Raw genomic sequence first — 13,080 nt, 5'->3', positions numbered from 1 at the left:
TGGCGCCGCGGCTACCCAGAATGTCGCCGCCAAAAAAGTAGTAACGGCGAAAAAGGCCGTAGCGTCCAAAACGGCTGCGAAGAAGGGCAGTCCAGTGACTAAAAAAGCCGCAGCGAAGAAAAGCGTTGGCAGGCCTGCAGCGAAGAAAGCTGCGGCAAAGAAGATTGCTGTGAAGAAAACCACTGCGGCAAAAAAAGCACCGGGCCGCAAGCCGGGTAGTAAAGGCAAAGCCGGCGCGACGAGCGCTGCAGCAGCGCCGCAAACCTCGACGGTACAAGCCGGTGCGTGAGCACAACGGAGTCGCGAAGTAGATGACTAGTACGCTCGCAACATCCCAGCAGGAAGACCACGTCGTCCTGCTGGACTCTGTTCCTCATCCGGCCGCCGACGCCGCCGAACCATTCATCGTCGTCAGTGGTCGCCGGGCGATCCTGGCTTATCCGATTGCCGAATCCGACTTTGAACGGTTCGGACCATTCGATTCCGACGACGATCCGTTTTGCACGGTGCTCTTTCCAGACGCCGTGTTTCATCGGCTGGGGCCACCCGGCGATGCCGATCTCGAGATCCATCCTCTCGCTTCGCAAGGGCTCAGTGGGTACTCGGTTCACGAAGTGATGAATTCGTCGCTGGCCGCCGAGATTTCGGCCGTCACGTCGCCCGGACCAATACAGCGCCATTTTGTCATCACGTTTCAGGACGCGACGTTCGAATGCGTGGCGTCGGACTATACGGTGGTCGGCGTGTATGGCGCGGGTGAGATCGCCAGCCGGGAAGCATTCTCGCTGGTCCGTTAGCGTGGCTAGCGGTTGGTGGTTCGTACTATTGGGTGTAGCCGCTTCTTTCCAATCCTTTCCTGCTGCCCAAACGCTCGCTTGCTCGCGTAGCGTTTCGGGCTATCCGTGCTTGCCTCGTTGAAGGCGACGCAACGCAATACTGTTTCCTTTCAATTAGATAGGGTAGTCGTAGCCCTGTGTCGTGATGTTGAACGAACGACATTGCCGGCGGACTATTGCAGCATTTGCCGCACGCCGAGCACGCGAATGAAAACGTGTTCACCATGGCCGGCGTACCGAGTCCTGATAGTGAGTCAGGATGAAATGCGCGACGTCGGCGGAGTGATAGGCGCCGACCAGTTGTGCGACCCACGGCTGAGCGCGGTCATCGTCGCGCACCGTTAGCACGTTGGCGTAGGGCGAGCGCGCGTCTTCGAGACCGAGACTGTCACGTGCAGGATAAAGGCCTGCACGTGCCGCGTCGTCGCTATCGATGACGGCGAAGGTCACGCTGTTCAGGCTATCGAACAGGCGAGCATGCGGCACCTGGCGAATCTTCAGATTCAACCGGTTGCTCGTGATATCGGCGAGCGTGGCATGCAAGCCGGCGCTGTCCCTGAACGTCAGCAGCGTGAAGTTTTGCAGCAGGATCAAGGCGCGCGCGGTGCCTGCACGGTCGTCGGGAATCGCTATCGTTGCACCGCGCTGTAACTGGCCGAGATTTGTCAGCTTGCGTGAGTACAGTGCGATCGGAAACGTGACGGTGGTCGCGACGCTCGTTAAGGCGTAGCCATGCTGTTTGCGCCGCGCCTCGAAACTTGGCTCGTCTTCGAAGCTCGCGGCATCGATCTGTTTCGCGGCGAGCGCGGTGTCGATGCCCTCGGGCTTGTCGAAGACGACCACATCGAGCGTGAGTCCTTGCGTGGCGGCGACACGCCGCACTTCGTCCATGATCTGCGCGTGGGCGCCGGCCGTGACGCCGATTTTCACGACCTGCGATGCGGTGGCCTGTGCAGACTGGACCCATGAAGCCGCAATTAGCAGCGCCGCCGTGATGAACGCGGATGGTTTCATGATGCATCCCTCAACACCGTGCGAAAGCCGATATGCGAGGCCGGTAAATCTGCTTCCTGCTGCTCGCGGGACGCCGCGCGATAGCGCACGCAATAGTCGCGTGAACAGAGGAACGAACCGCCTTTGATGACCATCGGTGTATCGTGCTTGCGGCCGAGCGGCGCGACTGCTGCAGTATCGCCATTGGTGTGCGACTGATGCGGGCCGCTGTAGACGTCTCTGGTCCATTCCCACGCGTTGCCGATCATGTCGTAGAGCTTGAAATCATTCGCCGCATAGCAGCCGACCGGGGCGAGGCCGATGTGACCATCCTCATTGGTGTTCAGCACAGGAAACACGCCCTGCCAGTAATTCGCACTCGGCTTGCCGTGTTCGTCGCGTGGTGCCGTGTCGAGATCTGCGCCTTCATGGCCGGCTTTGCCCGCGTACTCCCACTCGGCTTCGGTGGGCAGATCGCGGCCGAGCCAATGCGCGTAGGCCAACGCGTCGGCCTGCGTGACCATCGTCACCGGCTGGTTCATGTGCCCGTCGAGATTGCTACCGGGGCCGGTCGGATGATTCCACGCGGCGCCTTTGACCCACGTCCACCACGCCAGATCGCGCGCGTTCATTTCTTCGCGCGTCGGCGTATGAAAGACCACGGCGCCGCCCTGGCGCTCCGAATCGCTGACATAGCCCGTGGCTTTGACGAATGCCGCGAACTGCGCATTCGTCACGTCCGTCTGATCGATCCAGAACCCGGCGACGTGGGTTTTGCCGTCACCCGCCGGGCGCTCGTCTTCGTAGCCGAGCTTGCTGCCGAATACGAAGTTGCCGCCATGCAGATGCACCATGCCGGCTTTCGGATCGTCGCGCCAACGCGAAGGCAGGCCGGCATAGCGCTCGCATTGCAGTTCAGAGCCTAGCGCCACTAATGCGCGTGGGCGGTTCAGATCGTCGAGCGCGCTTTGCTTACCGCCGCTCAATGCCGCCGAGGCGGCCATCGCGGCGGTAAAGGCGGCCGCAAACGCGACCGTGGCGACTGCGGCATAGACTCCGTACAACGCCGCGGTGCTTTTCAGCTTGAATCGGACGGACATGGCGTGCTCAGTAGTAACCGCGCGGACGCAACGGTTCGACACCGCCGACGCTGCTCATATAGTTGTTCCACTGTTGCACGAGGCCGTCGATTACGGACGGATTCTGCGTCGACACGTCCTGCGTTTCGCCGCGGTCAGCGCTCATGTCGAACAGTTGCCAGTGACCATCCACCGGGCCCAAAGGCGGCTCGGTCCACAAGGCTTTCCAGCGGCCGTCGGCGCTGCGCAGATAGCCGCGGCCGTAGGCTTCGTCGCCGAAGGATGCGGTGTGCACGGCGTCGGTGGTCTGATCGTTCAGCAAGGGCAACAAAGACTGCCCGGTGATCGGATAAACGTAGCGATTGTTATAGACCACCTTGCCCTTGTTCTGATCGACGCCGGTGAGCGTATTGATCAGCGACGGCGCGGCTTGCGTGGGCGGCGGGACCTGCGCGACGGCGAGGAACGTGGCGGTGTTATCGGTCACATGCGTGAAGTCGCGCAGCGTGGGCTTCTGGGTGGTCTGACCCGGCAGATGGACGATCAACGGCGTCGACACGCCGCCTTCACCCGAATAGCCCTTCGTCAAACGGAACGGCGTGGCGCTCACTTCGGCCCAGCGCAAACCGTATTGCAGGCGTTGTGCGTTCTGCTTGCCATTGTCGGTGCCGAGTGTCGAATAGACCGGGTCCGCGGCGTTGGCTGTGTCGGTAGCGGTCGGGTCCGCGCCGGAATCGATTGGCCAGCCTTCGGCGCCGTTGTCCGACTGGAACATGATGAAGGTGTTGTCGTATTCGCCGATGTCTTTCAGATGCTGGATCAGCAAGCCGATGTTGTGGTCGAGATTTTCGACCATGCCCGCATAGATCTCCATGTAACGCGCCTGGGCTTTCTTCTCGGCGGGCGAAAGGCTCGCCCACGTCTTGTTTACGTTGCCCGGGCCATAGTCGGTATAGCCTTGCGCGGCGCTATGCACGGCGCTCACATACTTCGCGTTGGCAGTGCCGTTGTTCGCGGTGGCCGCTGTCGCTACAAGCGTTTCCGAAGCGCCGCCGTACGGCACGAAGTCGTTCGGAATGGTGCCGAGCGCCTTTTGCCGCGCAATGCGGGCGTTGCGGATCACGTCATAGCCGGCGTCGTACTTGCCGACGTAATTGTGCAGATAAGGATCGGGGACTTGCAGCGGCCAGTGCGGTGACGTGTAGGCCGCGTAGGCGAAGAACGGCTTACCGTCGCCCTTGTTCGAGTCGATGTACGAGATCAGGCGTTGCGTGTAGAAGTCGGTCGAGTAGAACACGGCGGGGCTGCCGCCTGCGCCGCCCGGTTGTCCAGGCTGGCCGGGTTGCACGTATTTGCCGTCTTCAGTGTAGTTCTGCGAGTTCGCCAGTTCGTGAGCAAAGTGATTGGTCGCGGCGCCGCCGAGCAGCGCGTAGCTGTGCTCGAAGCCCCATTGATCCGGCGTCTGCCCGCCGCCCGTCGTGCTGCCGACGATGCCTGAGCCGATGTGCCACTTGCCGGCCATATACGTGTGATAACCGCCGTCCTTCAGCAATTGCGCGACCGACAGCGCGCGGTCGTTCAGATAACCCTCGTAGCCGGGCAGACCTTTGCGTTCGTCGGTAGGCACACCCATCGTGCCTTCGCCGACCAGATGGTGATCGGTGCCGGAGATCAGCATTGAGCGTGTGATGGCGCAGACGGTGCCGGTATGGTGGTTCGTCAGGATGCGGCCCGACTGGACCAATGCGTCGAGGTTGGGCGTGTTGATTTCGCCGCCAAAGGCATGGATGTCGGAGTAGCCGAGGTCGTCGGCCATGATGTACAGAATGTTCGGGCGCTTCTGCGCGACCACGGGCGCGGGCGCAGCCGCCGTCGGTCCGGGCAGATTATCGTCGCCGCAGGAAGCCAGCACGACGAGGCTGGCGACGGCCGCGCCGATGATGCCAGGACGAAGGGTGGGGCGTTGCGATCGTTGTGTTGTCATTGTTGTGCTGACCGGATATGTCGGGTCGCCGATGTTAGCAATGACGTCAGGACGGCCAAAGATTGATTTCTGCGTTGCTATGTCCGATTGTCGATATAGGCGCTGGAGCGTGATGAGGGATATAACGCGCGGTGCAATTTCCTCCGCTGCTTCGTGCGTGATTTTGTGCGTTTTCTGTACATGGCTAGTTGCCCGGATCGACTGCGGGTTTATCCGGATCCGCAAGCGTCTTATAGGGGAGTGACGCTGCGTGCGGGTGGGTTGTGGTGTCGTCGATCACGCGATCGACGTCTGCGGTTTTGGCGAGTTCCGCGAGGAACGTCTGTTTGTCGAAGCCCGGCGCAACGCAGCCTTGCACGTAAATGAAGCGGCGTTGCAGTGTGAGCCACAGCGTCGACTGTTCGCGCCAGTGGGTGGCGTAATTGATGTTGGTGAGACGCCGCTGGACGGCGTCGGCGATTTCCGTGTCGTAGAGGTACGCGTTCGACAGACGGCAACGGCCCTCCACCCAGCAGCTATTGCCGCGCTCGATCCGGTAATGGCTGTCGTCGAGCCATTCCTGCTCGGTCTCGAGTGGGCCTAAGGGCACCGGGCATTCGCTGATCGCTTTTGATATCTGAAAGAACGGGTCGTGGCCGCGGTTGACGCGCTGCGCTTCGGCCTGGGCGTGAGTTGCAGCCAGGCAGAGCAGCAGACTGAACAGAAGCCGTTGGATCAGGCGTTTCATCGTCTTGGGCTCCGGGATTGTGAGCGTGGGGTAGACGGGTCGACGATTTTGATTCTCGACTACACAGTTGAGATTATGCAGTGGTGGCTGCGGATTTCACTGGTTTTTACGCCGATTCTCGACGGCGAACTTGATCAACTCGGCCTGACCTTCGATATCGAGCTTGCGTTTCAGATTCAGCCGATGCGTTTCTACTGTGCGCACCGACAGGTCGTTGCGTTGAGCGATCTGCTTGCTCGAGAGGCCTTCCGCGAGCGCATCGAGAATATCGCGCTCGCGTGGCGTGAGTCGTTCAATGGGTGATTGTGTCGCTGATGCCTGAATCAATCGCGCGCCCAGCCCCGCACTGAAAAACGTCTTGCCTTCCAGCACCGCGCCGATCGCCTGAATGATTTCGGTGGCGGGCGAGTCCTTGAGCACATAGCCGCTGGCGCCCGCGCGCACTGCCTGGGTCACGTACTCGAGATTGTCATGCATGGACAGCATCAGCACGCGTATCGCCGGGAAGCGCTCATGAAACATGCCGGCCAGCACGATGCCGTTCATCCCGTTCATGCCGACGTCCATCAGCACCAGATGAGGTTCGTGGCTGGCCGCGAGCGCGAGCGCTTCCTGCGCATTGCCTGCTTCGCCGACGATTTCGATGTTGCGCACGGCTTCGAGGCGGGCGCGCAAACCGTCGCGTACAAGCGGGTGGTCGTCGATCAGAATCAAACGTGCGATGGCGAGTGATATGTCGTTCATAGTCAGACTTCCTGCATGGCCGGCGATTGATGCGCAGACGCAACAACTGGCACGCGCGCGGTTACGATCGTGTGACCGGCTTGCGAACTGAGCGACAGCTTGCCACCCAGTGCGTCCAGCCGCTCGCGCATATTGCGCAGACCCACGCCCGCGCGTGGACTGACAAGCGCGTGCGCCACGTCGAAACCGCTCCCGTTGTCCGAGATCGTCAGCGTGACGGTATCGTTCGACACCTCCAGCGATAGCGCCGCGCTGGACGCGTGTGCGTGCCGCACGATATTCGTCAGCGCTTCCTGGGCAATACGAAACAGCACTGTGTTTACCGCTTCCGGCAAAGACACCGCGTTCGTATGTGCGATCTGCGTGAAGCCGATCTGGATACCCGACTCGTCGCTCAACTCGCGTGTGAGCTGCTCCAGTGCGGCCGCTACGCCGAGGTCATCGAGCATTGACGGACGCAGCGCGTGAGAAATGCGGCGCACCTCACGCAAGGTATCGCCGATGCGCGCGACGCTGGTCGATAGCGCGGCTTCCGCCGCGGGCACACGCACGTCGCTGCGTTCGAAACGTGCCAGCGCCGATTCGAGCAGCAGTTTCACGGAGACCATCATCTGACTGATGCCGTCGTGCAATTCACGCGACAGGCGCGCCCGTTCGTTTTCCTGCGAGTCGACCACCTGCTGCGCGAGCCGCTTCAGTTTGGCATCGGCGCTGCGATATTCGGTGACGTTGAGCACGAGTGCACACAATGCGATCACGGCGAGCCCGGCCACGGCGATGCCGTCGATCCATTGCATCGTGCGATCGATGTTGGCCGCCGCGCCCTGATCGATGTGCGCCAGCGTGGCGTCGACATCGTCGAGATAGATGCCGGTGCCGATCATCCAGCCCCAGCGTTCGAGCGGCACCACATAGCCGAGTTTCGACGCGAGCTTGCCCGTCGACGGACGATGCCATACGTAACGCACATAACCACCGCCGCGCGAAGCTGCGGCGAGCAATTGCTGGATCGTCAGCGTGCCCTGCGGATCGCGCAGCGCCCATAGGTCACGTCCAACAAGGTCGGGTTCACGCGGATGCATCAGCGAACGGCCGTGCATGTCGTAGACGAAGAAGTAACCGTCCTTGCCGAAATCCATTTTCCCGAGGATATCGAGCGCGCGGGTACGCAGCATTGCATCGTCGCGCGCGTTGTCGTGGCCGGCGTTGTAGAGCGGGGCGATCGCCGTGGTCGCAAGCTCGACGTAGTGCTTGAGTTCGATTTCCTTGCTGGCCATGTACGCGGCCTGAGTGGTCGCGTGCTGCGTTTCGGCGAGCGCCGTGGCTTCCTGACGTACACCGATTTCAATGCTGGCGATGGCCGCCAGAAAGGGCACGATCGCCAGCAGGACAATCTTTGCTTTGAGTTTCATCGTTGAAAGGCCGGCCGATGGGCTACGTAGTAGTACGTAGCCGGCTTACGTAGTTGCGCGCTTGTGAGGACGCTCACGAAGGCGAATACTACATCCCCGCGACGTATCGCGCCTTTCGGCGTGCGGTGTCGCGGTGTCCGGGCCGCCCCGGCATTTTTATAATCAGGCAGGAGACATATGAACCCGGTTTCAATGCCAGCGTGCGTACTGTCGCAAGGTGAGAGCGCGTGCCGTCGCCACGCGCGGGCGTCTGCACGACCCGTGCATGACGCGCGCCGCGGTTGTTACTCATTCGTATGACCGTTCGATTCGCCGGGTTGTATCGGCCGTCGCGCTCTGGCGCCGTGCAAAAAGCAAACTCCGGTTTGGCTGTCTAATATCAGGTAACCGGTTTTCCGCGTGTCCGGCCACAAGTCATGGCGCGCGGTTTCAATAATAGACTTAGGAGAAGTTCGTGGAGACCTCCCCATCTGCTGGCCGTTCATGGCTATGGCTTATCTTGCTGATCCCGTACATCGCGTTGCTGTGGTTGCCGTTTTATAACGACACGCGTCCCTCGTTCGCAGGCTTTCCGTTCTTCTACTGGTATCAGTTCTTGTGGGTTCCGTTGACCTCGCTACTGATTTACGTTGTGTACCGAGGTGTCAAATGAGCGATGTCAATCCTGTGAACCCGGTCGCGATGACCGTCTTTATCGCGTTCTTTGTTCTCGTCACTGTGATCGGGTTTTTTGCCGCGCGCTGGAAGCGGGGCGACCTGACGCAACTCCACGAGTGGGGTCTGGGCGGCCGCCAGTTCGGCACGGTGATTTCGTGGTTCCTCGTGGGCGGCGACTTCTATACCGCCTATACCGTGATCGCGGTGCCCGCGCTGGTGTATTCGGTGGGCGCGTATGGCTTCTTTGCGTTGCCGTACACGATCATTGTCTATCCGTTCGTGTTCGCGGTGATGCCGAAGCTGTGGAAGATCGCCCATGCGAAGAACCACATCACGGCAGCGGACTACGTGCAGGGTGAATACGGTGGCAGGTGGTTCCCTGCTGCGGTTGCGATCACTGGCATTGTCGCGACGATGCCATATATCGCGCTACAGTTGGTGGGGATGCAGGTGGTGATCAAGGGACTCGGCGTGACCGGCGAAATGCCGCTGATCGTCGCCTTCGTGATTCTCGCCCTGTACACGTATGCGAGCGGCTTGAGGGCGCCGGCGATGATCGCGTTCGTCAAGGACATCATGATCTACATCGTCGTGATCGCAGCTGTGTGGCTGATTCCTGCGAAGCTCGGCGGCTATGCGCATGTGTTCGATGCAGCCGATACGTATTTCAAGGCCAAGGGCGGCGCAACCGGTATCATCCTGAAACCGGCGCAATTTACCGCTTATGCATCGCTTGCTTTGGGTTCGGCACTGGCGGCGTTTATGTATCCGCATACGATGACGGCGGTGTTGTCGTCCTCGTCGGCGAACACAGTGCGCAAGAATGCGATTTTTCTGCCGGCGTACACGCTGTTGCTGGGGTTGATTGCATTGCTCGGCTATATGGCGATCGCGGCCGGCGTACATGTGGAGTCGGCGTCCGATATGGTACCGGCGTTGTTCAATACGTTGTTTCCGTCATGGTTCGTAGGCTTTGCGGCCGCGGCAATTGCGATTAGCGCGTTGGTGCCCGCCGCCATCATGTCGATTGGGGCGGCCAATCTGTTTACGCGGAATTTGTGGCGTCCGCTCGTCTCGCCGAACATTACGCCTGAAGCGGAGGCAACGACCGCGAAGATCGCTTCGCTGGTCGTGAAGTTCGGCGCGTTGTTGTTTATTGTGTTTCTGCCGACGCAGTATGCGATTGATTTGCAGTTGCTGGGTGGGGTTTGGATTTTGCAGATTTTCCCGGCTATCGTGTTTTCTTTGTATACGCGGCGGTTGAACACGCCGGGGTTGTTTCTTGGATGGCTTGTCGGGATTGTGATTGGGACGGGGATGGCTATTTCGCAAGGGCTTAAGCCGGTGTTTGCTCTGCATATCGGCGATGCCACCTATCCGGTCTATATTGGGTTGATTGCGTTGGTGGCTAATGTGGTGGTTAGTTTTGTTGTGTCGGTTTTGTTGCCGCGAAGGGGTGTCGCGGCGGTTTGAGTTTGGTGTCTGCCTGGCTGGCGCTATGGGTGTTGGATGCCTGTGGTGTTGGCCTTTCCTTGAATTGATATTGGACTATTAGCGTTCGCCCCTGTGCGGAGCAGGCACTTACTTTCTTTGCCGCCGTGTCTGGACTCGGGACATGGTCGCAAAGAAAGATAAGCAAAGAAAGCGCCTCCGGTAATTTTGTCCGCATCGTGGTCGATCGTGCGGCTGCAAACAATTATGGCTATTCCCAGACTGGATGATTGAGGAAGTCGATGCGTTGCCGGTCTATTCAAAATGCATGTCGTCGGGCGCTCTGCTAGCATGAAGCAATCTGTAACGACGACCGGTTCCGGCGCTCAACGCCGCCATCCGGCTTCTAGTCGGCTCATGAATCCCGGCAGCGACAGCGGCCCATCCGGAGTGCGAACTGCATGCGGAATCTGAATTCGGCGGTTAGCCGCAGGCTCGTAATCTCGGCGGCTTCCTGCATTGCCGGTGTCTCCCTTTTGTTCACATCCAACGTCGTCCACGCTCAGGAGTTTTCGCTATTCGGCGGCGGCTCGCGCGCGGGCAACACGAACACTTATACGTGGGCGTTCAACTATCAGGAGGGGCTCGGGCAATACTTCGCCGCGAGCTTCACGTGGCTCAATGAAGGGCACATTCCCGATCATCATCGCGACGGCCAGATGGTCCAGCTATGGGGCCGAATTCCCGTGGGAAATCCGCAGTTCGTCCTGCAGGCGGGCGTCGGCCCATACAGGTACTTCGACACCACCACCGCCGTGCAAGGCGGAAGTTATTCCGACACTCACGGCTGGGGTGTCGTGTATAGCGTGCGCGCGGCGTACTACGCGTCGAGCCGGTGGATCACGCAACTGCAGTTGAATCGCGTGCACGTGCAACGCGGACCGGATGCGACAAGCGTGATGTTCGGCGTCGGCTATCAGCTCGATGCCCCGGGCACACCCGGTCCGCGCGACTGGGCGAGCGGCAGCACACACAAGGTCACCAACAACGAAGTGGCGGTGTACCTTGGCCAGACCATCATCAATTCGACTCACTCGCCGACCGCGCTGGGCGGCGCGATCGAATACCGTCGCGGCCTTGCGAAATACCTTGATGTGACGCTCGGCTATCTGCACGAAGGCAGCAGCAAGGTGTCGCGCCGCGACGGTGTCACCAGCCAGTTGTGGGCGACCCGTGCGTTCCTCAACGACAAAGTCACGTTGGGGCTCGGCGTGGGCGCTTACTATGCGATCAACGAGTACGAAAACAGCGTGACGCCGGGCCCGGGCGCCGGGAAGTTTTCCGGCCTCGTCACGATCGCGGGCTCGTATCGCCTGACCGATCACTGGGATGCACGGCTTGAATGGAATCGTGTCGTGACAAGCTATGATCGCGATTCAGATGTGATTTTCGGCGGTGTGGGTTACCGTTGGTAACAGACCACGCAGCTGTGTAGTTCGATGTACCTGGCGGCATTGCAATTCGATACTGAATGCCGGCAAACCGTTTCATAAGACGTCCCGTTTTACCGTGCCAGCAGAAGCAGTCTTCTAGAACCGATAGTTGAGATTCGCAAAAAAAACCGGAGAAGAGCATGAAAGCCAGCACCATCGCCGAGCGGGAAGCCCGTGGCCGTGCCGCTCGCGAACACTCGAAACGTTCGAGCCATCGTACGGTAGGGGAATTGAACCGGAACCCCATCGAGTTGCTCAAGCAAAGCAGCGAGGGACGCATTACGAATCTGGTGCCGCTGCGCTATGGGCGCATGGCCGTGTCGCCTTTCACCTTTTTTCGCGGCACCGCGATCATTCAAGCCCACGATCTAAGCCGGGTCCCCGACACCGGCCTCATCATGCCGATTTGCGGCGATGGCCATCTGATGAATTTCGGCGGATTCGCGACGCCGGAACGTCAACTCGTATTTGATCTGAACGACTTCGACGAAGTCGCGATCGGTCCTTTCGAATGGGACCTGAAACGTTTGACTGCGAGCCTCGTCGTCGCCGCGCGGCATATGCGTTTGAGCAGCGGTGCGGCAGAAAACCTCGTGATGACAGCCGTCAGCGAATACCGTGATCGCATGGCGCAATATGCGCAATGCGGCGCACTCGAACTATGGTACGACCGCATCACCTTCGATCGGATGGCGGAAACCGCGCTGACCCCGGAGCGTCGCCGCACCGTGCGCCGCGGCATGGAAAAAGCCGCGAGCCGTACGCACGAAAACCTGCTGGAGAAAATGGCGGAGCGCGACGGCGACCACTGGACGATCCGCGATGCGCCGCCGGCGCTGTTCCACGTGTTGGGTGCGAATACGCTTTTCACGCCGGAAGAGGCCGAAGTGTACAGAGCGGGCAACTGGCGCAAGATGCTCGAACGCATGTGGGGCGAGTACCTGAAGACGATGTCGCATGACCGGCGTGAGCTACTGAGCCATTTCACCGTGCAGGACATTGTGTTCAAAGTGGTGGGCGTCGGCAGCGTGGGCACGCGCTGCATGGTGGTGCTGAGTGTCGATCACATGGATAAGCCGTTGTTTTTGCAGATCAAGGAGGCGCGGCCGTCCGTGATCGCCCAGCACTACAAGTCGCCGTCCATCAAGCACGAGGGCGAACGCGTCGTGCAGGGGCAGCGTATGTTGCAGGCGGCGAGCGACATTTTCCTCGGCTGGGCGAGTGGGCCGGCAGGGCGACATTTTTACTTTCGGCAACTGCGCGATATGAAATTGTCGGCGAACATTGAGTTGTTCGACACTGACCTGCTGGAAGGTTACGCGAAACTCTGCGGCTGGATCATGGCGCGCGCGCATGCCAAGGCGAGTGGCCAGGCGATCGAGATTAGCGCGTATATCGGCCGTGGCGATCAGTTCGCGGAATCGCTGGCCGGCTACGCCGCCAGCTACGCGAATCAGGTGGAACGCGACTATGACGTGTTCCTGAAGGCTTGCCGCAGCGGCGAGCTCGATGCGCGCACGGACGAAGACATGGCCGCGGATTTCCGCGTTTGACAGCGGTATTGGCGCGGCTTGCTGAATAGGTCAGCGAGCCGCGCGGAAGGTGTGCCCGGTTCAGCCGTCGATACGTGCTTCACGCAGCGTAACGAAGCGCAAATGCTGCCGGCGCGCCGCGTCGATCACGCGTGGCAGGACGGCGAGTATCAGCGGTTTGCCCTCGATGGT

The 13,080-nt window shown here is 60.3% G+C and carries 11 protein-coding genes and 2 pseudogenes; 5 read left to right on the top strand and 8 right to left on the bottom strand.

The window, feature by feature from the left end:
- Positions 1-228, bottom strand: a pseudogene (locus VFE81_RS13255) (hypothetical protein); the annotation flags it as partial.
- A gap of 83 nt (positions 229-311) precedes the next feature.
- Between VFE81_RS13255 and VFE81_RS13250 the strand changes: the two are divergent.
- Entirely contained in the window at positions 312-797 is a 486-nt protein-coding gene (locus VFE81_RS13250; RefSeq protein ID WP_325045026.1) for a hypothetical protein, read from the top strand.
- Between the two features lie 258 nt (positions 798-1,055).
- Here VFE81_RS13250 and VFE81_RS13245 read toward each other — a convergent pair whose 3' ends face one another.
- From VFE81_RS13245 to VFE81_RS13220, 6 genes are all read right to left on the bottom strand, one after another.
- Positions 1,056-1,850 carry a MetQ/NlpA family lipoprotein gene (locus tag VFE81_RS13245; protein WP_414695590.1) on the bottom strand — a complete coding sequence of 265 codons (795 nt, stop codon included), beginning with the start codon at positions 1,848-1,850 and terminating at the stop codon, positions 1,056-1,058.
- Complete coding sequence (locus tag VFE81_RS13240; protein ID WP_325045025.1) at positions 1,847-2,929, bottom strand: formylglycine-generating enzyme family protein; 1,083 nt, start codon at positions 2,927-2,929, stop codon at positions 1,847-1,849. The genes VFE81_RS13245 and VFE81_RS13240 overlap by 4 nt, the downstream gene beginning before the upstream one ends.
- Positions 2,930-2,936: 7 nt before the next feature.
- Positions 2,937-4,892, bottom strand: a complete 1,956-nt coding sequence (locus VFE81_RS13235; protein ID WP_325045024.1) for an arylsulfatase — start codon at positions 4,890-4,892, stop codon at positions 2,937-2,939.
- 184 nt (positions 4,893-5,076) lie between these two features.
- Complete coding sequence (locus tag VFE81_RS13230; protein WP_325045023.1) at positions 5,077-5,619, bottom strand: hypothetical protein; 543 nt, start codon at positions 5,617-5,619, stop codon at positions 5,077-5,079.
- Positions 5,620-5,715: 96 nt separating this feature from the next.
- Positions 5,716-6,363, bottom strand: coding sequence for a response regulator transcription factor (locus tag VFE81_RS13225; protein ID WP_325045022.1), 648 nt, complete (start codon positions 6,361-6,363; stop codon positions 5,716-5,718).
- A gap of 2 nt (positions 6,364-6,365) precedes the next feature.
- Complete coding sequence (locus VFE81_RS13220; RefSeq protein ID WP_325045021.1) at positions 6,366-7,775, bottom strand: cache domain-containing protein; 1,410 nt, start codon at positions 7,773-7,775, stop codon at positions 6,366-6,368.
- A 454-nt stretch (positions 7,776-8,229) separates the two neighbouring features.
- Between VFE81_RS13220 and VFE81_RS13215 the strand changes: the two genes are divergently transcribed.
- The 4 genes from VFE81_RS13215 (at position 8,230) to VFE81_RS13200 (ending at position 12,909) form a co-directional block, all read left to right on the top strand.
- Entirely contained in the window at positions 8,230-8,427 is a 198-nt protein-coding gene (locus VFE81_RS13215; RefSeq protein ID WP_074286653.1) for a DUF3311 domain-containing protein, read from the top strand.
- A complete protein-coding gene (gene mctP / locus VFE81_RS13210) occupies positions 8,424-9,905 on the top strand; it encodes a monocarboxylate uptake permease MctP (RefSeq protein WP_325045020.1) in 1,482 nt (493 codons plus the stop codon). Before VFE81_RS13215 ends, mctP begins: the two co-directional genes overlap by 4 nt.
- A 419-nt stretch (positions 9,906-10,324) precedes the next feature.
- The gene (locus VFE81_RS13205) at positions 10,325-11,338 is read left to right on the top strand and encodes a hypothetical protein (RefSeq protein WP_325045019.1); all 1,014 of its coding nucleotides are present in this window, start codon (positions 10,325-10,327) and stop codon (positions 11,336-11,338) included.
- Positions 11,339-11,496: 158 nt separating this feature from the next.
- Complete coding sequence (locus VFE81_RS13200) at positions 11,497-12,909, top strand: DUF2252 domain-containing protein (protein WP_325045018.1); 1,413 nt, start codon at positions 11,497-11,499, stop codon at positions 12,907-12,909.
- 60 nt (positions 12,910-12,969) lie between these two features.
- Here the strand turns inward: VFE81_RS13200 and VFE81_RS13195 are convergent.
- A pseudogene (locus VFE81_RS13195) lies at positions 12,970-13,080 on the bottom strand (polysaccharide deacetylase family protein); the annotation flags it as partial.

Source organism: Paraburkholderia sp. (assembly GCF_035656215.1).
GTDB lineage: Bacteria > Pseudomonadota > Gammaproteobacteria > Burkholderiales > Burkholderiaceae > Paraburkholderia.
This window is presented reverse-complemented; position numbering and strand designations above follow the sequence as displayed.